The sequence below is a fragment of the Mesorhizobium sp. NPDC059025 genome (assembly GCF_042739655.1).
GTDB lineage: Bacteria > Pseudomonadota > Alphaproteobacteria > Rhizobiales > Rhizobiaceae > Mesorhizobium.
This window is the reverse complement of sequence record NZ_JBHYIM010000003.1, coordinates 367018-390556: the sequence shown is the minus strand read 5'-3', so window position 1 is coordinate 390556 and position 23539 is coordinate 367018. Positions and strand designations below refer to the sequence as shown.

At 61.7% G+C, this 23539-nt stretch carries 23 protein-coding genes; 7 read left to right on the top strand and 16 right to left on the bottom strand.

Going from position 1 to position 23539, the window contains the following annotated elements; genetic code table 11:
- Window positions 1-36: 36 nt before the first annotated feature.
- Entirely contained in the window at window positions 37-1197 is a 1161-nt protein-coding gene (locus ACFWYE_RS09790) for a CaiB/BaiF CoA transferase family protein (protein ID WP_379068400.1), read from the top strand.
- 8 nt (window positions 1198-1205) lie between these two features.
- Window positions 1206-2855, top strand: coding sequence for a thiamine pyrophosphate-binding protein (locus ACFWYE_RS09785; RefSeq protein ID WP_379111042.1), 1650 nt, complete (start codon window positions 1206-1208; stop codon window positions 2853-2855).
- A 63-nt stretch (window positions 2856-2918) separates the two neighbouring features.
- Here the strand turns inward: ACFWYE_RS09785 and ACFWYE_RS09780 are convergent, their stop codons facing one another.
- The 8 genes from ACFWYE_RS09780 to ACFWYE_RS09745 form a co-directional block, all read right to left on the bottom strand.
- Entirely contained in the window at window positions 2919-3890 is a 972-nt protein-coding gene (locus ACFWYE_RS09780; protein WP_379111040.1) for an ABC transporter substrate-binding protein, read from the bottom strand.
- A gap of 48 nt (window positions 3891-3938) precedes the next feature.
- Window positions 3939-5093: an ABC transporter permease gene (locus ACFWYE_RS09775; RefSeq protein WP_379111038.1), complete on the bottom strand. Its 1155-nt coding sequence runs from the start codon at window positions 5091-5093 to the stop codon at window positions 3939-3941.
- Window positions 5090-5968: an ABC transporter permease gene (locus tag ACFWYE_RS09770; protein WP_379068389.1), complete on the bottom strand. Its 879-nt coding sequence runs from the start codon at window positions 5966-5968 to the stop codon at window positions 5090-5092. Before ACFWYE_RS09770 ends, ACFWYE_RS09775 begins: the two co-directional genes overlap by 4 nt.
- Before the next feature lie 6 nt (window positions 5969-5974).
- Window positions 5975-6766, bottom strand: coding sequence for an ABC transporter ATP-binding protein (locus ACFWYE_RS09765; protein ID WP_379068386.1), 792 nt, complete (start codon window positions 6764-6766; stop codon window positions 5975-5977).
- Entirely contained in the window at window positions 6763-7116 is a 354-nt protein-coding gene (locus ACFWYE_RS09760; RefSeq protein WP_379111036.1) for a hypothetical protein, read from the bottom strand. Before ACFWYE_RS09760 ends, ACFWYE_RS09765 begins: the two co-directional genes overlap by 4 nt.
- A 20-nt stretch (window positions 7117-7136) precedes the next feature.
- Complete coding sequence (gene hydA / locus ACFWYE_RS09755; RefSeq protein WP_379111035.1) at window positions 7137-8588, bottom strand: dihydropyrimidinase; 1452 nt, start codon at window positions 8586-8588, stop codon at window positions 7137-7139.
- Window positions 8589-8715: 127 nt separating this feature from the next.
- Window positions 8716-9966, bottom strand: a complete 1251-nt coding sequence (locus ACFWYE_RS09750) for a Zn-dependent hydrolase (RefSeq protein ID WP_379111033.1) — start codon at window positions 9964-9966, stop codon at window positions 8716-8718.
- 84 nt (window positions 9967-10050) lie between these two features.
- The gene (locus tag ACFWYE_RS09745) at window positions 10051-11379 is read right to left on the bottom strand and encodes an aspartate aminotransferase family protein (RefSeq protein ID WP_379068375.1); all 1329 of its coding nucleotides are present in this window, start codon (window positions 11377-11379) and stop codon (window positions 10051-10053) included.
- A gap of 241 nt (window positions 11380-11620) precedes the next feature.
- Between ACFWYE_RS09745 and ACFWYE_RS09740 the strand changes: the two genes are divergently transcribed.
- From ACFWYE_RS09740 to ACFWYE_RS09725, 4 genes are all read left to right on the top strand, one after another.
- The gene (locus ACFWYE_RS09740) at window positions 11621-12259 is read left to right on the top strand and encodes a TetR family transcriptional regulator C-terminal domain-containing protein (protein ID WP_379068372.1); all 639 of its coding nucleotides are present in this window, start codon (window positions 11621-11623) and stop codon (window positions 12257-12259) included.
- Window positions 12260-12381: 122 nt separating this feature from the next.
- Window positions 12382-13731 (top strand): GntP family permease, encoded by a 1350-nt coding sequence (locus ACFWYE_RS09735; protein WP_379111031.1) that lies wholly within the window; start codon window positions 12382-12384, stop codon window positions 13729-13731.
- Window positions 13728-14240 (top strand): gluconokinase, encoded by a 513-nt coding sequence (locus ACFWYE_RS09730; protein ID WP_379111029.1) that lies wholly within the window; start codon window positions 13728-13730, stop codon window positions 14238-14240. The genes ACFWYE_RS09735 and ACFWYE_RS09730 overlap by 4 nt, the downstream gene beginning before the upstream one ends.
- 72 nt (window positions 14241-14312) lie before the next feature.
- Window positions 14313-15014 carry a DUF4087 domain-containing protein gene (locus ACFWYE_RS09725; RefSeq protein ID WP_379111027.1) on the top strand — a complete coding sequence of 234 codons (702 nt, stop codon included), beginning with the start codon at window positions 14313-14315 and terminating at the stop codon, window positions 15012-15014.
- 3 nt (window positions 15015-15017) lie between these two features.
- Here the strand turns inward: ACFWYE_RS09725 and ACFWYE_RS09720 are convergent, their stop codons facing one another.
- From ACFWYE_RS09720 to ACFWYE_RS09690, 7 genes are all read right to left on the bottom strand, one after another.
- Window positions 15018-15368, bottom strand: coding sequence for a DoxX family protein (locus ACFWYE_RS09720; RefSeq protein ID WP_379111026.1), 351 nt, complete (start codon window positions 15366-15368; stop codon window positions 15018-15020).
- A gap of 87 nt (window positions 15369-15455) precedes the next feature.
- Window positions 15456-15842: a DoxX family protein gene (locus ACFWYE_RS09715; RefSeq protein WP_379072969.1), complete on the bottom strand. Its 387-nt coding sequence runs from the start codon at window positions 15840-15842 to the stop codon at window positions 15456-15458.
- 64 nt (window positions 15843-15906) lie between these two features.
- Window positions 15907-16365: a carboxymuconolactone decarboxylase family protein gene (locus ACFWYE_RS09710; protein WP_379111024.1), complete on the bottom strand. Its 459-nt coding sequence runs from the start codon at window positions 16363-16365 to the stop codon at window positions 15907-15909.
- 26 nt (window positions 16366-16391) lie between these two features.
- A complete protein-coding gene (locus tag ACFWYE_RS09705; RefSeq protein ID WP_379111022.1) occupies window positions 16392-16904 on the bottom strand; it encodes an RrF2 family transcriptional regulator in 513 nt (170 codons plus the stop codon).
- A 112-nt stretch (window positions 16905-17016) separates the two neighbouring features.
- Window positions 17017-18330, bottom strand: a complete 1314-nt coding sequence (preA, locus tag ACFWYE_RS09700) for an NAD-dependent dihydropyrimidine dehydrogenase subunit PreA (protein ID WP_379068351.1) — start codon at window positions 18328-18330, stop codon at window positions 17017-17019.
- A gap of 6 nt (window positions 18331-18336) precedes the next feature.
- Entirely contained in the window at window positions 18337-18609 is a 273-nt protein-coding gene (locus tag ACFWYE_RS09695; protein ID WP_379111020.1) for a hypothetical protein, read from the bottom strand.
- A 35-nt stretch (window positions 18610-18644) separates the two neighbouring features.
- On the bottom strand, window positions 18645-20000 hold the full coding sequence (locus ACFWYE_RS09690) for an NAD(P)-dependent oxidoreductase (RefSeq protein WP_379111018.1): 1356 nt from the start codon (window positions 19998-20000) through the stop codon (window positions 18645-18647).
- Between the two features lie 265 nt (window positions 20001-20265).
- On the opposite strand from ACFWYE_RS09690, the gene ACFWYE_RS09685 reads away from it, so the two are divergent.
- A complete protein-coding gene (locus ACFWYE_RS09685) occupies window positions 20266-21042 on the top strand; it encodes a VOC family protein (protein ID WP_379111016.1) in 777 nt (258 codons plus the stop codon).
- Between the two features lie 45 nt (window positions 21043-21087).
- Here the strand turns inward: ACFWYE_RS09685 and ACFWYE_RS09680 are convergent, their stop codons facing one another.
- A complete protein-coding gene (locus tag ACFWYE_RS09680; RefSeq protein ID WP_379111015.1) occupies window positions 21088-23529 on the bottom strand; it encodes an FAD-dependent oxidoreductase in 2442 nt (813 codons plus the stop codon).
- Window positions 23530-23539: the final 10 nt, after the last annotated feature.

Here is a 23539-nt window from a genome sequence, read left to right as displayed (position 1 = left end):
TAGAGCCAGCGCGACCAAACAAACCTGCGGTGTTTCATGGCCAATTCTCCCCTGAACGGCGTGCGTGTCATCGAACTCGCCCGCATCCTCGCCGGCCCCTGGGCGGGACAGATGCTGGCCGATCTCGGTGCAGATGTCATCAAGGTGGAGAGTCCCGAGGGCGACGACACTCGAAAATGGGGTCCGCCCTTCGTCAAAGGCAAGAATGGCGAGAACCTTTCCGCTGCCTACTATCATGCCTGCAACCGCGGCAAACGCTCCATCGCCGTCGACTTCTCGACGCCGGAGGGAGCCGAGACGGTGCGCAAGCTGGTCGCCAAGGCCGATGTGCTGATCGAGAACTTCAAGCTGGGCGGCCTGAAGAAGTACGGTCTCGACTATGAGAGCCTGAAGGCGATCAACCCCAGGCTGGTCTATTGCTCGATCACCGGCTTCGGCCAATCGGGGCCATATGCTCCACGCGCCGGATACGACTTCATCGTCCAAGGCATGTCCGGTCTGATGTCCATCACCGGCGCCCCCGACGGCGAGCCGCAGAAAGTCGGCGTCGCCGTCACCGACATATTCACCGGGCTCTATTCGGTCATCGCTATCCAGGCCGCATTGCGTCACGCTGAAGCGACCGGCCAAGGCCAGCATGTCGACATGGCGCTGTTCGATTCGCAGATCTCGGTGCTCGCCAACCAGAACCTCAATTTCCTGGTGTCCGGCACGCCACCCCAGCGCATGGGCAATGCCCATCCCAACATCGCGCCCTATGAGGTGCTGCCGGTTTCAGATGGCCACTTCATCCTTGCGGTCGGCAACGACAGCCAGTTTGCGAAGTTCTGCGCCGTGGCCGGACTGGATGGCCTGCCCGGCGATGCCGATTTCGCCACAAACGCCGCGCGCGTGGCCAACCGCGTCAGGCTGCGCGAATACATGCTGGCCGCACTCGCCAGGTTCACGCGCGACGACCTGCTGGCCAAGCTGGAAGCCACCGGCGTGCCGGCAAGTCCGATCAACGACATCGGCCAGATGTTCGAGGATCCGCAGGCGATCGCCCGCGGCATGCGGCTGGACCTTGACGATGGCCACGGCAACAGCCTGCCATCCGTACGCGCACCGATGGTGATGCCGGTCACGCCGCTCGTCTATGATCGCCCCTCGCCACGCCTGGGCGAACACACCGCTGAAATCCTTGCCGAACTGGAGTGACTGGACCGATGAAGACCGGTGGTAAGCTGATCGTCGAGGCGCTGGAAGCCAACGGCGTCGACCGCATTTTCTGCGTTCCTGGCGAGAGCTACCTCGCCGTGCTCGACGCGCTTTATGACTCCCCGATCCGCACCATCGTCTGCCGCCAGGAAGGTGGCGCAGCGATGATGGCAGACTGCCAGGGCAGACTGACCGGCAAGCCCGGCATCTGCTTCGTCACACGCGGGCCCGGCGCCACCAACGCGTCGGCCGGCGTGCACATCGCCATGCAAGATTCCATTCCGATGATCCTGTTCATCGGCCAGATCGCCGGGCATGCGCGGGAGCGCGAAGCCTTCCAGGAGGTGAATTACAAACGCTTCTTCGGCGATATCGCCAAATGGGTCGTCGAGATCGACCGCGCCGAACGCATCCCCGAACTGGTCACGCGAGCCTTTGCCGTCGCGACTTCAGGACGGCCCGGCCCGGTCGTCATCTCCCTGCCGGAAGACATGCTGGTCAGCGACGTGGACGCGCCGAAGGCCTTGCCTTTCACGCCTGTCCAAACCTATCCGGGCGCGGCGGAGCTGGACGCGCTTGAAATGTTGCTCGGCACCGCCAAGCGCCCCTTCGTTATCCTCGGCGGCACCCGCTGGAGCCCGGACGCCGTTACCGACATGAAGACCATCGCCGAAAACTGGGCGCTACCGGTCGGTTGCTCGTTTCGCCGCCAGATGCTGTTCGACCACCTTCACCCAAACTATGCGGGTGATGTCGGCATAGGCATCAATCCCAAGCTCGGCAACGCGATCAAGGAAGCCGACGTCGTGCTGCTGATCGGCGGTCGCATGGGCGAAATGCCCTCCTCGGATTACACCATCCTGAAAAGCCCCTATCCCGATCAGGCACTGGCGCATGTGCATGCCGACGCCAACGAGCTCGGCCGTGTCTATCGCCCGACACTGGCCATCAATGCGTCGCCGGCGGCTTTCGTCGAAGCATTCGCCAGGCGCCGGCCCAAGGCTGCACCTGCATGGGCGGCGGAGACTGCCAAGCTGCACGACGCCTACCTCGCATGGTCGACGACACCGAAGACAGGCCCGGGTGCCGTGCACATGGGCCCGATCATGGACTATCTCGAAAGCGTGCTGCCCGAGGACGCCATCCTGACCAATGGCGCGGGCAATTACGCCACCTGGGTGCATCGTTTCCATCGTTTCCGCCGTTACGGCACACAGGCCGCCCCGACCTCCGGTTCGATGGGTTATGGCCTGCCTGCCGCCGTCTCGGCCAAGAGCGTGTTCCCGGAACGTGAAGTCGTCTGTTTCGCAGGTGACGGCTGCTTCATGATGCATGGGCAGGAATTCGCCACCGCCGTGCAATACGACCTGCCGATCATCACCGTGGTGGTGAACAATGGCATCTACGGCACCATCCGCATGCATCAGGAACGCGAATATCCCGGCCGCGTCGAAGGCACCGATCTCAGGAATCCGGATTTCGCAGCACTCGCCCGCGCTTATGGCGGCCATGGCGAGACGGTGGTGAAAACGGAGGAATTTGCCCCTGCATTCGAACGCGCACGCGCCAGCGGAAAGCCGTCCATCATCGAGGTGAAGCTCGACCCCGAAGCTATCACGCCAGCCAGGACGCTGACCGACATCCGCGAACAGCGCTAAGCCTTCTCGAAAAATGAAAGGGGCGGTTTCCCGCCCCTTTCGAACTTCTCACAATACAGCGTGCTATTTTATCGCCTTGTCGGTGATCGAGGTCGTGTAGGCGCCCTCGGGCTGCTTGGCGATGATCTTCTGGTCGAGCAGCGCCTTTGCGGTGCGCTCGTAAGCTTCCGGGATCAGCTTGCCATCGGCATTGTCGATGAGCTTGGCCACTTCCTTCATCATGAACTTCTGGTGGTTTTCGTCCTGACCGCCATTTTCCACGACGATGTCGGCGGCTTCGTCGGTGTTTTCCGTCGCGTATTTCCAGCCCTTCATCGAAGCGCGCACGAAACGCACCATCTTGTCCTCGAAGGCAGCATCCTTCAGCTTGTCCTCGAGCGCATAGAGCCCGTCTTCAAGCAGGTCGTTGCCCATCGCGGTATAGTTGAAGACGATGAGGTCCTCCGGCTTGTAACCGGCGTCGAGAACCTGTCCGTATTCGTTGTAGGTCATGACCGAGATGCAGTCGGCCTGCTTCTGGATCAACGGCTGCACGTCGAAGCTCTGCTTCAGCACCGTCACACCGTCCGGGCCGCCTTCCGTCTTCAGGCCGATCTTGTTCATCCAGGCATAGAACGGATATTCGTTGCCGAAGAACCAGACACCCAGCGTGCGTCCCTTGAAATCGGCTTCGGTCTTGATCGGCCCGTTCTTCGGGCAGACCAGTTCCATGCCGGCCTTCTTGAAGGGCTGCGCGATGTTGACCAGCCCGACGCCTTTCTCGCGGGCAGCCAGCGCGCCGCCCATCCAGTCGACGATGACGTCGGCGCCACCGCCGGCGATCACCTGCTCCGGCGCGATATCCGGGCCGCCCGGCTTGATTTCGACATCGAGCCCTTCTTCCTTATAGAAGCCCTTGTCCTTGGCGACATAGTAGCCGGCGAACTGCGCCTGCGTGACCCATTTGAGCTGCAGCGTCACCTTGTCTTCGGCCATCGCCTGGAAGGCGATCAGCGACATGCCGGCCGCCAGCATCGAAACAATCGTTCTTTTCATGTTCTTACCCTCTGAAGTTGAACCCAAACCCTTCTTATTCTTCTCCGCCTAACCTCCCCGGACAGACGGATGCCAGAACGTGGCTGCTCGTTCGATGAGCGCGACCACGCCATAGAAAACCGAACCCGCGAGCGCTGCAACTGCGATTTCGGCCCAGACCATGTCGACATTCATTCTGCCGACCTCGGTCGATATCCTGAAACCCATGCCGACCACCGGCGTACCGAAGAACTCGGCGACGATGGCACCAATCAGCGCCAGCGTGGAGTTGATCTTCAGCGCATTGAAGATGAAAGGCGCTGCCGCCGGCAGCCTGAGCTTGCCAAGTGTCTGCCAGTAATTCGAGGCATAGGTGCGCATCAGGTCGCGCTCCATGTGCCCAGAGGCCGCAAGCCCGGCTACCGTGTTCACCAGCATCGGAAAGAAGGTCATGATGACGACCACGGCCGCCTTCGAGTGCCAGTCGAAACCGAACCACATCACCATGATCGGCGCCACGCCGATGATCGGCAGCGCGGAGACCATGTTGCCGATCGGGATCAGCCCGCGCCGCAGGAAAACGAAGCGGTCGGCGAGAATGGCCGCGATGAAGCCGCTGGCGCAGCCCAGTGCATAGCCGATCAGCACGGAGCGGAAGATCGTCTGGTTCACGTCAGCCCATAAGACCGGCAACGAATTGACGATGCGCGCACCGACTGCACTTGGCGGCGGCAGCAGGATGAACGGAATGCCGGCGCCGCGCGTGATTGCTTCCCACAGGATCAGGATCCAGATGCCGAACAGGGCTGGAACGGCGAGCTTCAATGCCGTCGACAACCAGCGTTGCGACGACTTGATTGATGACAGCACTGCCACGCAACGCCAGCCAAGCAACCAGGTGGCGGCGAGCAAAAGGTAGTATGGCGCGCGCGCCGTACCTTCGAAACCGGTTATGCCGTGCAGCAGCATGAGGGCGGCGACCGTCGAGCCTGCGAACAGGATCAATGCCTGCAGCGCCGGGGCAAACGCAAGCATGGACAGCACCCCAGCGAGAACAACGATGCCATACATCGGGCCTTTGGTGCCCATGTAGGGATAACCGATCGTCGCTGTCGGCTGCGCATTGGCAGCCCCTTCCGGCGCACTCATGGCGCCGAGTGCCAACGCCACGAGGCACAGCGCAACCGCGAGCATGGCTTGCCAGGATGGTTTCAACGCGCTCATGCCGGCCTCCCGCCCATGGCGCGATCGACCAGACGCCCGGCCAGCCCCACCAGAGCGACCAGAAGCGCGGCCACCACGGAGCCTGCCACCAGCGCCGACCAGATGTCGATGGTCTGGCTGTAATAGGCGCCGGCGAGCAGCTTGGCGCCTATGCCCGCAACCGCCCCTGTCGGCAATTCGCCGACGATGGCGCCGACGAGGCTCGCCGCCACAGCCACCTTCATCGAGGCGAACAGGAATGGCACAGAGGCCGGCACGCGCAGCTTCCAGAAGGTCTGCGAACGGCTGGCATTGTAGGTGTGCATGAGGTCGAGATGCATGAGTTCGGGCGAACGCAGGCCCTTCACCATGCCGACGGCGACCGGGAAGAACGAAAGATAGGTCGAGATCAGCGCCTTCGGGATCAGGCCGGTGATGCCGACGGCCGCCAGAACCACGATCACCATCGGCGCGATCGCCAAGATCGGGATGGTCTGCGAGGCAATGATCCACGGCATCAGGCTGCGATCGAGCGTTGTCACATGCACGATGCCGACGGCGATCGCGATCCCAAGTGCCGTGCCGAAGGCGAAACCGAGCAGCGTCGAGGAGAGCGTCACCCAGGCATGGTAGACGAGGCTGCGGTTGCTGGTGATCTTCCGCGCAAACGTGTTCTCGAAGAAATTCTGCGCCACCTGATGCGGCGCCGGCAGCGTCGGCTTGGGTTGCGACAGCGTCTTGCCGATGAATTCCATCGTGCCCGGCGCGACATTGTTGCGGCTGTCCATGTCACGTTGGAACGGCGCGTTCATCCACACCGCACCGGCATACCAGATGGCGACAATGATCAGCAGGATCGTGCTGACCGGGATGATCTTGGAGCGAAATGTATCCATGCCCGGTCAGTCCTCGTAGGAATGACCGGCGCGCAGCCCGTCGCGGACCCGCGCTGCAATGGCCAGGAACTCCGGCGTCTCGCGAATGTCCAACGGGCGCTCGCGGGGCAGCGTCGACTCGATCACATCGGTGACGCGGCCAGGGCGCGGTGACATCACCACGATGCGGGTCGAGAGATAGACCGCCTCCGGGATGGAATGGGTGACGAAGCAGATGGTCTTGTTGGTGGCAGCCCACAACTGCAGCAATTGCTCGTTGAGATGATCGCGCACGATCTCGTCCAGCGCGCCGAACGGCTCGTCCATCAGGAGCAGATCGGCGTCGAAAGCGAGCGCGCGCGCGATCGAGGCGCGTTGCTGCATGCCGCCCGATAACTGCCAAGGATACTTCTTCTCGAACCCGGCCAGATTGACCAGTTCCATCGTGCGCTTGATGCGTTCGGCTTGCTCAGCCTTGGGCAGGCCGATGACTTCCAGCGGCAAGGCGACGTTGCGTTCGATGGTTCGCCACGGAAACAGCGCGGCCGCCTGGAACACATAACCATAGGCCCGCTTTTCGCGGGCCTGTTCAGGGGTCATGCCGTTGACGGTGATCGAACCGGAGGTCGGTTTTTCGAGGTCCGCGATAACGCGCAGGAAGGTCGTCTTGCCGCAACCCGAGGGCCCGATAAAGGAGACGAATTCGCCCTTTCCGATGGTGAGATCGACATTGGAAAGCGCCTGGACCGGTCCATCGTTGGTCTGGAAGGTAAGGCCGAGTTTGCTTGCCGCGACGACGGCTGGCTTTACGGCAGTCATTTGCACTGTGACACTTCCCCCATGACGAAGCCGCTATCATCGGTCACGATAAGCTTCTTTTTGTTTTTCGGGCTTGGTTTGAGAACGAAATCCGCCGGCGCCTTGCCCTCTTCGCCTTCGGCCTCGCATTCGGTCTTCAAAAGCAGGGAGCCATCGCTGTTCGCTTTGGTTTCCTTGATGGTGCAGGCGCTGGCGGCCGTCACCAGATCGGTCCTGGTGACCAGCAGCATATCCTCGGCATAGACCTGCTGCCCATTCCTGTTGATGCAGCCCGATTTGTTGCCATAGGGTTTCGCAAGATCGATGCCGGCTCCGAGAGCCGGCGCCGCCACGAGCACGGCTGCAGCCACGAAGAAAAGCCGCCGCAAACTCACACCCCCGTCGCTGGAATGCCGGTGCGCTCCACCTTGCGCGGCGAAGTGATCTCCTTCCAGGTCGACAGCGCCCGATTGGCCGCGCCGTTGGGTTCCCGTGCAACGAATTCGCCGTGGCCGGCTCTGGTCTTCACCTCGGCTTCCTGGATGGTGAGTTCGCCGCGCGAGAAGACGAAGCGCGGCAGGCCCGTCACCTCGTAGCCCTCGAACACATTGTAGTCGATCACCGACTGCTGGCTCTTCGATGAGATCGTCTTCTTGCGTTTCGGATCCCACACAACGATGTCTGCATCCGCGCCTTCAACGATGGCGCCCTTCCTGGGATACATGTTGAGGATCTTGGCGATGTTGGTGGACGTCACCGCCACGAACTCGTTCATGGTCAGCCGGCCCGTGTTCACGCCCGCCGTCCACAGCACCGGCATGCGGTCTTCGAGACCACCGGTTCCGTTCGGGATCTTGGTGAAGTCGCCGACACCGAAACGCTTCTGCTTGCTGGTGAAGGCACAATGGTCGGTCGCCACCACCTGCAGCGAGCCTGCCTGCAGGCCGGCCCACAGCGAATCCTGGTGCAGCTTGTTGCGGAAGGGCGGGCTCATCACGCGACGTGCGGCATGGTCCCAATCCTTGTTGAAATATTCGGTTTCGTCGAGCACAAGGTGCTGGATCAACGGCTCGCCGTAGACGCGCATGCCTTTCTGGCGCGCGCGCCGGATCGCTTCATGCGCCTGTTCGCAAGAGGTGTGCACGACATAGAGCGGCACGCCGGCCATGTCGGCGATCATGATGGCGCGATTGGTGGCCTCGCCTTCGACCTCCGGCGGACGTGAATAGGCGTGCGCCTCCGGCCCGTTGTTACCCGCCGCCAGCAGTTTTTGCGAAAGTGCCGCAACCACATCGCCGTTTTCGGCATGCACCAGCGGCAGTGCTCCAAGTTCGGCGCAACGCTGGAACGACGCATACATCTCGTCGTCGTCGACCATCAGCGCGCCCTTGTAGGCCATGAAGTGCTTGAACGAGGTGATGCCCTTGTCGACGACGGTCTTCATTTCGTTGAAGACCTGCTCGCCCCACCACGTGACGGCCATGTGGAACGAGAAATCGCAAGCGGCCTTCGAAGTCTTGTTGTCCCACATCTGCAGCGCCTCGAGCAGAGACTGCTGCGGCGCAGGCAGACAGAAATCGACCACCATGGTGGTGCCGCCAGACAAGGCGGCACGCGTGCCGCTTTCGAAGTCGTCGGCCGAATAGGTGCCCATGAACGGCATTTCGAGATGGGTGTGCGGGTCGATGCCGCCCGGCATGACATAGCATCCGGTGGCATCGAACTCGTGGTCACCATGCAGGTTCTGGCCGATCGCCACGATCTTGCCGTGCTGGATCAGCACATCGGCCTTCCACGTCCGATCGGCCGTGACGACGGTGCCGTTCCTGATCACTCTGGTCATGTTCAGTTCCCTCGTTTCGTTCGCGCTTCTTGTGAGCTGCGTTCGGTAAGTGATTCAGATCAGGCGTCTTTGGACAATAAGTGCATCGATCTTGGCCGGAGATCGATGGCTTGTCCTCCAAGTCGCCTTATTCGATGATCTCCGCAGTCTCCGCCACCGCATGGAACAGCACATCGCAACCCGCGGCGGCCCATTCCTTGGAGATGTCCTCGGCTTCGTTGTGGGAAAGCCCGTCGACGCAAGGACACATCACCATTGTGGAAGGCGCAACCCTTGCCGTCCAGCAGGCATCATGGCCCGCGCCGGAAATAACGTTCATGTGCGAATAGCCGAGCTTTTCAGCCGCGGCACGCACCCGGGCAACCAGCGTCGGATCGAAAGTGACGGGGTCGAAATGGCCGACCGCCTCGACGGAGCAGCCAACACCCAGTTCCTTGGCTATCCTGGGCGCTTCGGTCTCGATCGCAGCGCGCATCCGGTCGAGCTTTGCCTGTTCGGGCGAACGGATGTCGACGGTGAAAACCACAGTGCCTGGAAGCACATTGCGCGAATTGGGCGAAAACTTGACCTGGCCGACGCCGCCAACGGCACCTGGCTGGTTTTCCATCGCCACCTTCTGCACCATCTCGAAGATGCGTGCCATGGCAAGCCCGGCATTGACACGCATGTTCATCGGCGTCGAACCGGTATGCGCTTCCTTGCCTGTCAGCGTGAATTCGAGCCACCACAGACCCTGCCCGTGCGTGACGACACCGATCTGCTTGTTCTCGGCTTCGAGGATCGGCCCCTGCTCGATGTGGTATTCGAAATAGGCGTGCATCTTGCGTGCGCCGACCTCTTCGTCACCCAGCCAGCCGATGCGCTTCAACTCGTCGCCGAAGCTCTTGCCGTCGGGATCCTTGCGCGAATAGGCATAGTCAAGCGTATGCACGCCGGCGAAGACGCCTGACGCCAGCATGGCCGGCGCGAAACGCGCCCCCTCTTCGTTTGTCCAGTTGGTGACGACGATCGGATGTTTGGTCTTGATGCCGAGGTCGTTCAGCGTGCGAACGACTTCCAGCCCGCCGAGCACGCCGAGCACACCGTCATATTTACCACCGGTCGGCTGCGTATCGAGATGGGAACCAACATAGACAGGCAGTGCGTCGGGATCGGTGCCTTCACGACGGGCGAACATGGTGCCCATCTGGTCGATGCCGGTCTCGAGACCCGCCGCATCGCACCAGCGTTTGAACAGATCCCGCCCCTCCGCGTCCGCGTCGGTCAGTGTCTGGCGATTGTTGCCGCCGGCAACGCCCGGGCCGATCTTGGCCATCTCCATGAGACTCTCCCATAGACGATCGGGATTTATGCGCAGGTTCTCGCCGGGTGCGGCCATTATGGTCCTCTCATTGTCTTTCGACACTGCGGCCGGCGGTTCCCGACGCCAGCCGCAATGTTTGGCTTGCGCCCCTAGGGCGCGCTAGTCGACAGCTCTCAAAACCTCGCGCACATGGTCGATCAGTTCGTTGATCTGGCCCTTGGTGATGATGAGCGGTGGCGACAGCGCGATGATGTCGCCGGTGGTACGGATGAGCGCGCCGCGCTCGAAGGCCTTCACGAAGGCCGAGAACGCACGCTTGGTCGGCTGGCCGGCGATTGGCGCGAGCTCGATGGCGCCGATCAGGCCAATGTTGCGGATATCGATGACGTTCGGCTCCCCCTTGAGCGAATGCAGCGCATCCTCCCAGTAAGGCGCCAGTTCTTCACCGCGGGTCAGCAGCCCCTCTTCCTTGTAGGTGTCCAGCGTGCCAAGCGCCGCGGCGCAGGCGATCGGATTGCCCGAATAGGTGTAGCCATGGAAGAACTCGATCATGTGATCGGGGCCGTTCATGAACGTGTCGTGGATTTCCTTGGTCACAAACACCGCGCCCATCGGGATGACGCCGTTGGAGACGCCCTTGGCTGTGGTGATGATATCCGGCGTCACGCCGAAATAGTCAGCCGCGAACGGCGCGCCGAGACGGCCGAAGCCGGTGATGACTTCGTCGAAAATCAGCAGGATGCCGTGCTTGGTGCAGATCTCGCGCAGGCGCTGCAGATAGCCCTTTGGCGGCAGGATGACGCCGGTGGAGCCTGCAACCGGCTCGACGATGACGGCGGCGACGGTCGAGGCATCATGCAAGGCAACGATGCGTTCCAGTTCGTCGGCGAGCTCGGCGCCATGTTCCGGCACGCCCTTGGTGAAGGCGTTCTTTTCGGGCAGGTGAGTATGCGGCAGATGGTCGACACCGGTCAGCAGCGTACCGAACATCTTGCGGTTGTTGACGATGCCGCCAACCGAGATACCGCCGAAGTTGACGCCGTGGTAGCCACGCTCGCGACCGATCAGACGGAAGCGCGAGCCGTTGCCCTTGGCGCGATGATAGGCGATCGCCATCTTGAGCGCGGTGTCGACCGACTCCGAGCCGGAATTGGTGAAGAAGACATGATCCATGCCCTTGGGCGCGATGTCGACCAGCCGGTTCGCCAGTTCGAACACGATCGGATGGCCCATCTGAAAGGCAGGTGCGTAGTCGAGTTCCGCTGCCTGATTCTGGATCGCCTCGGTGATCTTCGGACGGCAGTGGCCGGCGTTGACGCACCACAGGCCGGCGGTGCCATCGAGGATCTTGCGGCCGTCGGAGGCCGTGTAGTGCATATCCTTGGCTGCGACCAGCATGCGCGGCGCCTGCTTGAACTGCCGGTTCGCCGTAAATGGCATCCAGAATGCACTGAGATCGTTCGGCGTTACCTTGAGCCGATTGGACATGACCAAGCCTTTCCTTTCACTGCTTCGTTTCGGTGCGGCCAACGCTTGGTCTTCGGCGCGTTTTCATGCTACGCAAATTTTTGACCGGATGGACAAACGTTAGCACCGCCATGGTGACGGTCAAGGGATTACTAGCGGAAATGCCGCATTCGAAGCGCGCTCCACAGCCCAGCAAAAACTGGTCCAGACAATTGGTCCAGTTCGGCTTGAACGCCTTGTCTTGCAAAGGGCTTTTGACGACATGAATGCCCCCGCCCCGCGCCGTACCCGTATCCAGCAGGAAAAGCGCGAGCTGATCCTGGAAGCCGCGCTCGAAGTGTTCTCCACCCACGGCTTCCGCGGTGCGACGATCGATCAGATCGCCGAAGCGGCAGGCATGTCGAAGCCGAACCTGCTCTACTATTTCCGCCGCAAGGAAGAAATCCACGAGACGCTGATCCAGCGCCTGCTCGACACCTGGCTGGGACCACTGCGCGAACTCGACGATGTCGGCGACCCGCTGACGGAGCTACGCAGCTACATCCGCCGCAAGCTGGAGATGGCACGAGATTATCCGCGCGAGAGCCGGCTGTTCGCCAACGAAATCCTGCAGGGCGCGCCGCGCATCATGCCTCTGCTGGAAGGCGAGTTGAAAAGCCTCGTCGAGGAGAAGGTCGCCATCATCAAAGGCTGGATGCGTGCCGGCAAGATCGTGCGCACCGACCCCTGGCACCTGATCTTCTCCATCTGGGCCACGACACAGCACTATGCCGATTTCGACGTGCAGGTACGCGCCGTGCTTGGACCAGACCTCGGCGGCGATGGCCGTTTCGAAGATGCCGCGCGCTTCCTCGAACAGCTTTTCCTCGACGGGCTGAAGCCGAAGAACGTCGCCGGCTGATCCCTGCCGTCGTTTCAGTCTCTTGATGCTCCATTCCCCAGCAAGTGGAAACTTGCCTATCCGCCGTTGACCTTGCCGGAAATCGTGCGAACTAATGCGCGTGGGGGCATGGAGGACACTGTATGGAACACGCTGCCACCGCCGGCGATGCCCAACTGATCATTGCCGCATTGGCCGGAATCGCCGCCATCGTCCTCCTGATAAGTTGGCTGAAGCTCCATCCATTCCTGTCCCTGTCCATCGGCGCGCTCGGCGTCGGCCTCGCCGCCAATCTTGGCGCTGCCGCCTCCGTCGCTTCCTTCACCAAGGGTTTCGGCACCACCATGGCCGGTGTCGGCCTGCTGATGGGGCTGGGTGCGATGTTCGGCAAGCTGCTGGCTGATTCCGGCGGCGCTGACCGCATCGTCGACACGCTGGTGGGACGCTCCAGGCCAGAAATGTTGCCGTGGACGATGGGACTGGTTGGCGCCATCATCGGCCTGCCGATGTTCTTCGAGATCGGCCTTGTGCTGTTGATGCCGGTGATCCTGCTGGTCAGCCAGCGGTCCGGTCAGTCCATCGTCAAGATCGCCATCCCGACACTCGCGGGCCTTTCCGCCATGCATGGCCTCGTGCCGCCGCACCCCGGCCCGCTCGTCGCCGTCAGCACGCTTGGCGCGAATCTCGGCCTGACGCTCGGCCTGGGTGTGCTCATCGCGATCCCGACCGTCATCATCAGCGGGCCGATCTTCGCCAGCATCGCCGACCGCTGGGTCAATGTCCCAACGCCGGAACTGTTCGGACAGGCCGGTGAAAGCCGGTATGAGGCGGCCACGCAACCGAGCTTCGCCACGGCCGTCACCGCGATCCTGCTTCCGGTCGTGCTCATGCTCGCCCGCGCGATATCGGAAATCATTGCGCCCGGCTCGAAGGCTCTGCTTCCGTCCGCCCTGCACGTTCTGGGCGAGCCGCTGATCGCGCTGGGAATTGCCGTGATTGCCGGCGCCCTGATGTTCAGGATGCCCAGGGCGGCCGTGGCTCGCAGTCTTGAAAGTTCCCTCGGGCCTATCGCCGGCATTCTCCTCGTGGTCGGCGCCGGTGGCGGCTTCAAACAGGTGCTGGTCGACACTGGCATCGGCGCGGTCATCGCCAATGCCATCACCGGCAGCGGCCTGCCGGTGATGTTCCTCGCCTGGTTTGTCGCAGTGCTGGTGCGCGTCGCCACCGGCTCGGCAACCGTCGCGACCGTGACAGCGGCCGGTATCCTTGCACCCGTTGCTGCGGGCCTGCCTCCAGCCCAGGGCGCGCTGATGGTTCTTGCCATAGGCTCCGGCTCGCTCTTCCTCTCGCATCTCAACGACGCCGGCTTCTGGCTCGTCAAAGGCTATCTCAACATGGACATCGGCCAGACGCTGAAGACCTGGACGATGATGGAATGCATCATTTCCGTCTGCGGCCTCATCGGTGTCCTCATCCTCGGAGCGTTCCTGTGAGGCCTCTCGTCGTCATCGTCATGGGCGTATCGGGCTGCGGCAAGTCAACCATCGCCGGCCTGGTGGCGGAGCGGCTGCACTGGGATCTGCTTGAGGGAGACGAGTTGCACCCGAAGGCCAATGTCGAGAAGATGAGCCATGGCATCCCGCTCGACGATAACGACCGCCGCCCCTGGCTGGAAGCCATATCGCGCTGGATCGATGGACGCATCCGGTCCGGGCGTCCCGCCCTCGTCACCTGTTCCTCGCTCAAGCGATCCTATCGCGACATCCTGCGCGGCGGGAGCGAAAAGGGCGTCGTGGCCTTTGCCCACCTTTCCGGCTCGCGTGAACTGCTCATGGAACGCATGAAGGCCCGCAAGGGCCATTTCATGCCGGCCAGCCTGCTCGATTCTCAGCTCGCGACATTGGAGCCCCTGCAACCGGACGAGGCCGGCATCGTCATCGACATCGGCGAGATCCCGGCCGAAGAAGCGGATCAGGTCATCGAAGGCCTGCACCTCGCCTGAGAAAATGCACCTATTGCCTTGAACGCAATCTGTACGCATGCAGAACTAGAGAACGTGCATTGGGGGGAAATGATGCGCCTGAAACTGCTTGCCGCCAGCCTGGCCATTGTCTCTTGCTGGCAGGCTCATGCCGCCGACACGACGGTTCCTATTGCTGCACAGGGCGTCTGGGCCGAAGCCGGCAAATGCAGCGGCAGCACCGTCACCTTCACCGCGGGCACGCTGCAGTACAAAGGACAGAAAGCGCAGGCCGTCATCTTCGCACCAAAGGAGAGCCCGCGCGGTTACGGCGCCATCCACTACAGGCAGGAAGGCAACGTCGATAATTTCGAATATGCCGACGACAAGGACCAGATGCTCTACAATCCCGAAGGTTTCGGCATGGGCAAGTCGGTTCTCTACAAGCGCTGTGCCGGCGCATTTGCGTCATCTGCCTCCGGCGCGAAGACAACGGCCGCGCCGGCCGAAAACCGTTGCGGCTGGCTGGTCAACCCGACACCGGGCAACTGGTGGCTGGTCGACAAGGACGGGATGTGGGTATTCGCAACGCAAGGCAATGCCGAAGGAGCCGGGGCCGCCGGAATGGACAAGCTGCCGGATTTCGATCCGACCCAGTATGTCAATTCCAATGGCAACTATGGCTATGGCTGCGCCTGTGTGAAGCTCATCACCGACCCGGCGACCAAGACGGTAAAGAGCATAACCGGTGGCAAGACCCTGCCGCTCGCCACCTGCAGGAAGGACAAGAGCCTGCCACCCGAAAGCAAATTGTAGGCGTCAGCCAGCGCCGGCAATGACCATCAGTAGACCGCCGGCCAGCGTGATGTTCACGAGAGTGAAATAGAGATGAGGGTCGCGCTCTCGCCCCTCATAGAGAAACAGGTTGTGGTAAAGCGCGGTTGCCAGCACCAGGAAAACGATCAGCGCCAGCGCGGCCGGCACGACCCAGAAACCGATGATGAGCAGCAGGCCTCCGAACAGCTGAACTGCGAAGCCGGCAGCCATGACGGGTGCCGGCAGCAGCCACCCGTAATTGGTGGCGCCGGACCTGCGTTCGCTGAAACGGGCGATGTTGCGGATGCCCGCGATCAGGAAGAACGCGCCAAAGATGCAGCGTCCGATCAGCATCAAGATTTCCACGCCGTCCATCCCCCAGGAATTCGAAGCAGCACTGTGCACAGTGCCTGGACGTTGAAGCGTTCTCCCGGCGTGCGGTCAAGCCTGCAGCGAATTTGCGATCAGCGCCAGGATGGCGCCAGCCAGCGCGACATTGCCGACGACGCCGTTGATCTTCGCGACACGGTCCGGCCCCGGCTGGTAGTCCCAGAAATTGTGGAACATCGGCGTGGCTGCGATCAGGAACAGCAACAGCAGCCCCGCTGAGGCTGCGGTGCAGACACCCGCGATCAGCAGGACACCAGCAATAACCTGCACCACGATACCGACCCAAAGTACGATAGGCGCCTGCGGCACGCCGCGCGCGCTCATCAGTTGCGCCACGAATGTCCGGTTCTGGATGTTGCGCAAGCCCGCGAAAATGAACGCGCCTCCCAGCAGAAGACGACCAACAAACAGAATCTCTTTGTGAAAATCGACAAGCATCATCTTGTTCCCCAAAAGAAAACAGGGCGCCCCGGCGCGCCCTGCGCAACTTACGATCTTGATATCACGCGGCCTTGGCGGCCGGCATCGGATGAATGGCGTGGAACGTCACGCACAGCCGGTTCCAGGTGTTGATCATGGCAACAGCGACAGTCAGTTTGACCAGCTCTTCCCTGGAGAAATGCCTGAGCCCTTCCTGGAAGAGTTCCTCTGGCACACCGGCGTCGGCGATCCTGGTCACCGTCTCCACCCATTTGAGAGCCATGCGCTCGCGCTCGCTGAACAGCGGCGATTCCTTCCATGCGGCGACGAGATAGAGACGCTGTTCGCTCTCGCCATCCTCACGCGCTTCGCGGCTGTGCATTTCCACACAATAGGAGCAGCCATTGATCTGGGAGGCGCGCAGCTTGACGAGATGCAGGAGACCCTTGTCGAGCCCGCTCTCTTCCACCGCCCTGTTCAGGCTGACGACATACTTCATCAATTGGGGAGCCTCGGCGAAGAAGTCTAACCTGGGTTGCATGGTCGGTCCTTTCCTGGGTTGTACGGTCATGATCGGGAAGCGGGTTTCTGTGGCCGGGCGTTGTGCGCGGCAAAGGCGCAGGCAGCGTGGACGACACGTGGGTCGGCGTCGGCCATGAATTCAGCGATGATGTCGGAGAGCTTCTCCGCTGCGAGTGCTGCCCGGTAGGCACGCTCGGCGCGCAGCATTGCAGCATTGATTCCGCAAGGCTGCACATAGGCCGAGGCATCGATCCTGGCAGGACCGTTGCGGCGGATTTCGCCACATCGGAATGCCGGTCGGGGACCCTCGACAGCCAGCACGATGTCGAGCAGCGAGATCTTCTCGGGCACACGCGCCAGGCGATACCCGCCGGTCGGACCCGGTACGGATTCGAGGATGCGGGCAGCGGTCAAAGCTTGCAGATGTTTCAGCAGATAGCTGGGGGAAAGGCCAAATGCTTCGGCCAGCGCGGAGCCCGGCATGGTTGCTCCGCCCTCGACCGCCGCGAGCATCGCAGCGGAATGGATCGCCGCTTCAACGCCTTCGCTCAGCTTCACTTTAGCCCCTCCTTAATCATGGATATTTTCTATCGTGGATATTTCTTATCGTCAATAAGAGGAAGAAAAAAGCGGTGCATTGCTGCACCGCCTTTTCGTTGCTCCTCAACGCCTATTCGGCGGCAACCTTGGCCATCGGGTTGTTGGGGTGCGTCGTCCAGTTGGCATAGACAGGCTCAACCGTCTTGCCGGTGCGCTGGTCTAGCGTACCAGCGGCCAGCGGCACCATGGTGATGCAGCCATCGACCGGGCAGACGTTGACGCAGAGGTTGCAGCCGACGCACTCGTCTTCCATCACCTCGAAATGGCGAACGCCATCAACCATCGAAGTGATCGCCTGGTGCGAGGTGTCTTCGCAGGCGATGTGGCAGCGGCCGCATTTGATGCAGGCGTCCTGGTCGATATGCGCCTTGGCTATATAGTTGAGGTTGAGATACTGCCAGTCGCTTACATTGGGTGTCGCGCGCCCGATGATGTCGTCGAGTGAGCGGTGCCCCTTCTCGTCCATCCAGTTTTCCAGGCCGGCGATCATTTCCTGCACGATCTTGAAACCATAGGTCATGGCCGCCGTGCAGACCTGCACGTTGCCGGCGCCCAAGGCCAGGAACTCGGCCGCGTCGCGCCAGGTGGTGATGCCACCGATGCCGGAGATCGGCAGGCCATGTGTTTCCGGATCACGCGCGATCTCGGCCACCATGTTGAGCGCGATCGGTTTCACCGCCGGGCCGCAATAGCCGCCATGGCTGCCCTTGCCGTCGATCGAGGGCTCGGGCGAGAAATTGTCGAGATTGACCGAGGTGATCGAGTTGATAGTGTTGATGAGCGACACCGCGTCGGTGCCACCTGATCTGGCTGCGCGCGCCGGCTTGCGGATGTCGGTGATGTTGGGCGTAAGCTTGGTGATCACCGGCATGCGCGTGTACTGCTTGCACCAGCGCACCACCATCTCGATATATTCCGGCACCTGGCCGACCGCGGCCCCCATGCCGCGTTCGCTCATGCCATGCGGACAGCCGAAATTGAGCTCAATGCCGTCCGCTTCGGTTTCTTCCACAAGCGGCAGGATCGCCTTCCAGCTGTCCTCGACGCAAGGCACCATGATCGAGGCGATCAGCGCACGGTCCGGCCAGTTCTTCTTCACCTGCTTCATCTCGCGCAGGTTGGTCTGCAGGTCGCGGTCGGTGATCAGTTCGATGTTGTTGAGGCCGAGCAGCCGGCGGTCAGCGCCCCAGATCGCGCCATAACGCGGTCCGTTGACGTTGACCACCGGCGGGCCTTCCTCGCCCAATGTCTTCCAGACCACGCCGCCCCAGCCCGCCTTGAAGGCGCGCTCGACATTGTAGGCCTTGTCGGTTGGTGGCGCGGACGCCAGCCAGAACGGATTGGGTGACTTGATGCCGACGAAATTGTTGCGGATGTCCGCCATGGCTTCTTACTCCGCGTTTCGGGAAAAGAATGTTGTGTTGCGATCGACGGCACGGCGCGGATCCGCGCCGGCCTCACGGGCATGCTTGACGAGTTCGGTCCAAAGCGCGTCATCGCTGATCACCTCGGCGCCTTGTTTGCCGAGCTTCGATTTCATCAGATCAAACAGCTGTCCCATTGTAACGAGCTGCTCCGCTTCCGCATTTTCGAACCTGATGGCGAAGGCCCGTTCTATGGCCTCGATCATCTCGATCTCGTCGCCGTCGCCCCACAGATCCAAGGAATTCGCCTTACGGGGAAACGGCTGGCTCATCGTCAGCCCATCAGGGTCCGGTGGATGCTTTCGGCGGCTTCGCGTCCCGCGGCGACTGCCGAGACGGTAAGGTCCTCTCGGCTGTCGATAACACAGTCGCCGCCCGCCCAGACGTTGGACAGTGAAGTGCGCCCCTCACCATCGACCTTGATGCGGCCATTCTCCAGCGCGATTGCCTGACCGCTGCCGTTCAGCGCCGCCGGCACGAAGGACTGACCAATTGCCTTGAACACCTGATCGGCGGCGAGCCTCAGCGTTTCGCCCGTGCCGACAAGCTTGTCGCCCTTCATCGCGGTGTATTCGAGCTCGATCGCAATTGCCTTGCCGCCGTCGGCGATGACCTTCTTCGGCTGCAGCCAGTGACGGATGGTGACCCCGTTTGCGGCGGCCAGATCCTGCTCGAACTCCGAGGCGTTCATGTCGTCCTTGCCGCGGCGGTAGCAGATCGTCACCTCCTCCGCGCCGAGCAGTTTCGACTGCACGGCGGCGTCCACGGCGGTCATGCCGCCGCCGATGACAACAACACGGCGACCAACCGGCAGGCTGCCGAGATCGCTTGCCTGTCGCAGCTCGGCAATGAAGTCGACCGCATTGGCGACACCATGGCTGTCCTCGCCTTCAGCCCGCAACGCGTTGACCCCACCCAGCCCCATGCCGAGGAACACGGCATCATACTGCTTGGTCAGCTCGGAAAGCTGATAGTCGCGGCCCAATGCCTTGCCGTTCTCGATCGTGATGCCACCTATCGCGGTGACGTAGTCGACTTCGGCCTGGGCGAAATTGTCGACGCTCTTGTAGGCGGCAATGCCATATTCATTCAGGCCACCCGATTTCGGCTTCGCCTCGAGCACGGTCACTTCATGGCCGTGGCGCGCAAGCCGGTGTGCGGCTGCAAGCCCGGCTGGCCCGGCACCGACGACAGCGACTTTCTTGCCTGTCGACTTGGCGCGGCTATAGAACTGCTTGCCCTCCTCCATCGCCACATCAGTGGCGTAGCGTTGCAGCCGGCCGATCTGCACCGGCTTGCCCTCGGCGGTCTCGCGCACGCAGACTTCTTCGCACAGCGTCTCCGTTGGGCAGACGCGGGCACACATGCCGCCAAGGATATTCTGGTCGAAGATGGTCTTGGCCGAACCGAGCGCATTGCCGGTCGATATCTGGCGGATGAACATCGGGATATCGATGGATGTCGGGCAGGCCTGCATGCACGGCGCATCATAGCAGAAGTAGCAGCGATCGGATTCGACCAGTGCTTCGTGATGATCGAGCGGCGGATGCAGGTCGGAAAAATTGTCGGCATAGACATCGGGCGAGAGCCGGCCACCGGCTATGCCTTCCTTGAAATGACCTGTCGTCATTCCGGTTCCCCATTGTTGTGGTTTTGGAGGAAGGCTAGCACGTTTTATTTTTTTATCAATTGGTCAATTTTCGAGTTAAAGCCCTGAAAAGGCTCGAAAATAACATGACTTTTATTGTCATGATTTATCTCGAATATTTGCTGCGCTGCGAAAAATTTCTTGGCTGCTGTCGAAATTGCGCCCGCGTCTTCGTCTTATGATTGCCAGCAGCAAAATCATGATCCGAAAGCCGGCACATACAGCCGGGAACGCAAGGGAGAATGACATGCCAGCTTCAGCGAAATCCTTCTTCTGGTACGAACTTATGACGACCGACCTCGACGCGGCGGCGGCCTTCTACACCGCCGTGGTCGGCTGGCGCGCCGAACCGTTCGACAAAGCACCGGGATCGCCGCGTTATATCGTCGTCAATGCAGGTGACCGCGGTGTCGGCGGCCTGATGACATTGCCGGAAGAGGCCGCCAGGATGGGCGTTCCGACAGCCTGGATGGGTTATTTTCCCACCAAGGATATCGATGCCTCGGTCGAGGCCTTGAAAGGCGTCGGGGGTGCCATCCATCGCCCTGTCGACGACATCCCAGGCGTCGGTCGTTTTGCCGTGGTCGCCGATCCGCAAGGGGCGGCTTTCATGTTTCTCGAGCCTAACGGCCCCGACCAGGAGGCCGTTCCACTCAACACTCCAGGCCATGTCGGCTGGCATGAACTCTATACGAGCGATTGGCAGAAGGCCTTCGACTTCTATTCGAGCCAGTTCGGCTGGGTGAAGGATGAGCCCTTCGACATGGGTCCCATGGGCATCTACCAGCTCTTTTCAGTCGATGGCGAACGCACGGGCGGCATGATGAACAAGCCCGAACAGATTCCCGTGCCGGTCTGGTTGTTCTACTTCAACGTCGATGCCATTGACGCCGCCGCCAAACGCGTGACCGACAACGGCGGCAAAGTGGTCATGAACCCGATGGAAGTGCCCAATGGGCAATGGATCGTGCAATGCACGGATCCGCAGGGCGCTTATTTCGCGCTCCTGGCGCCGAAACGCTGAGCGGCAACGCCGGCAGGAGGCGCATCACGCCTGCTGCCGACATGGCTATCCGCGCAGTCGTTCCTGATTGCCGTCGAACAGCGGCACAGGCTGCATGCGGGCGGCATGACGACGGCCCAGATATTCAATCTCGAAGCCGTCGCTTTCGTCCGCGATCTCCTTCGGTACATAGCCCATCGCCACCGACACGCCGGAATGGTGGGCGTAGCCTCCGGAAGTCACCCATCCGCGAACTGCACCGCCATGCCAGATCGGCTCGTCGCCGATCACATCCGCATCGACGGCATCCACGACAAAGCTCCGCAGCCTCAACTTTCCACCGGACGCACGCTCGGCCGCAGCGGCTTTCTTGCCGATGAACTCCGCAGGTTTCGAATAGGCGACGAAGCGGTCAAGCCCAGCCTCCAGAGGTCCATAAATCGGCCGGTACTCGCGTGCCCACGATCCATAGTTCTTCTCCAGTCGCAGCGCATTGAGCGCCCGCGAACCAAAGAGGCCGATGCCGAATTCCTCACCGGCCGACAGCAGCGTTTCAAAAACATGGCGCTGGTATTCGGGCGCTATCCAGATTTCGTAGCCGAGATCGCCGGTGTAACTCACACGACCAACCAGACATGGTGCCATGCCGATGTCGATCGGCCTGATGTCCATGAATTTGAAGGCGGCAGACGACACATCGGCGCGGGTAACCTTGGCCAGCACGTCCCGCGCGAATGGTCCGGCGATCGACACGCCGACACGGCTCAATCCGAGAGCCTCGATCCGCACCGAGCCATCACCGGGCAGATGCCGTTCGAACCAGCGCATATGATATTGTTCCGCCACGCCCGATCCAGCGATGAACCATTCTCGATCACCCCCGTGGCCCGCGCCCAGATTGGCGAGTGAAAAATCGCCGATCAGCTTGCCGTCTTCCTTTAGCATCGGCGCAAGCGTGATGCGTCCCGCCGCGGGCAACTTGCAGGCAAGCAGTGTATCGAGCCAGGTTCCAGCTCCCACGCCTGTCACCCGATATTTGGCGAAAGACGAGATCTCGCACAGACCGACGCGCTGGCGCACAGTCCTCACCTCTGCAGCAACATGTTCGAAGTCGGTCGAACGCCGCCAGGAGAATTCATCGCGCACGCCCTCCGGCGCGTACCAGAGTGGCACTTCCAGTCCATAGGCGGCGCCGAACTGAGCACCCTGCAAGGCGAGCTGATCGTAGATCGGCGTCGTCTTCAGCCGACGCGCCCCCGGCAATTCCTCATTTGGGAAACGAATGGAGAAGCGGCGCGAATAGTTCTCGCGCACCTTGGCGTTCGTATAGGCCATCGAAGCCCAATCGCCATAGCGCGCGACATCCATGGCAAAGATGTCGGCTCCAGGGTCGCCATGCATCATCCAGTTCGCGAGGGCCAGGCCGACACCGCCACCCTGGCTGAACCCTGCCATGACGCCACAGGCGGCCCAGAAGCCTGGCAATCCGCGCACCGGACCGACAAGTGGATTGCCATCGGGTGCGAAAGTGAATGGGCCGTTGATGATCTGCTTGATTCCGGTGTTCTGGAACGCCGGAAAATGCCGGAACCCCACTTCCAGTGACGGCGCAATACGGTCGATATCGGGCTCCAGCAATTCGTGGCCGAAGTCCCACGGCGTCACCCGTTCCGACCAGGGCTTGCCAGCCTTCTCATAGGTCCCCATCAGCATGCCGCCCCGTTCCTGGCGCAGGTAGAGTTCGCCGTCGAAATCGACGGCATGCATGATCTCGGTGCCGGTCTTCTTGTTCCAGGCCGCGACCTCGGGCATGTCCTCGGTGATGAGATACATATGCTCCATGGCGAGCACGGGAAGTTCGAGCCCGACCATCCGGCCGACCTCGCGCGCCCACAAGCCACCGGCATTGACGACATGTTCGGTCAACACCTCACCCTTGTTGGTGATGACGCGCCACATGCCGTCAGGTCGGCGCACGATATCCTCGACCTTGGTGAAGCGCTCGATCGACGCTCCCAGCTTGCGCGCCGCCTTGGCATAGGCGTGAGTGACACCGGAGGGATCGAGATGGCCATCTTCCTTGTTGTGGATGGCGCCCACGAACTGGCCGGGATCGATCAGCGGCATCAGCTCGGCCGCTTCCCGGGGCGAGATCTCCTCAAGCTCGATGCCGAGGTAGCGGCCCTTTGCCACCATGTTGCGCAGCCAGTCCATGCGCGCCTCGGTGGCGGCAAGGAACACGCCGCCGGTCAGATGCACGCCGGTCGCCTGCCCGGACAGTTCTTCGATCTCCTTGTAGAGGCTGATCGTGTATTTCTGCAGCTTGGCGACGTTGGGGTCCCCGTTGATCGTGTGCATGCCACCGGCGGCGTGCCATGTGGAGCCGGACGTCAGCTCGTCGCGTTCGAGAAGCACGATATCGGTCCAGCCGGCCCGTGCCAGATGGAACAGCACCGAGCAGCCGACGACACCGCCGCCGATGACCACGACCCTTGCATGCGACTTCATTGCTCTTCCT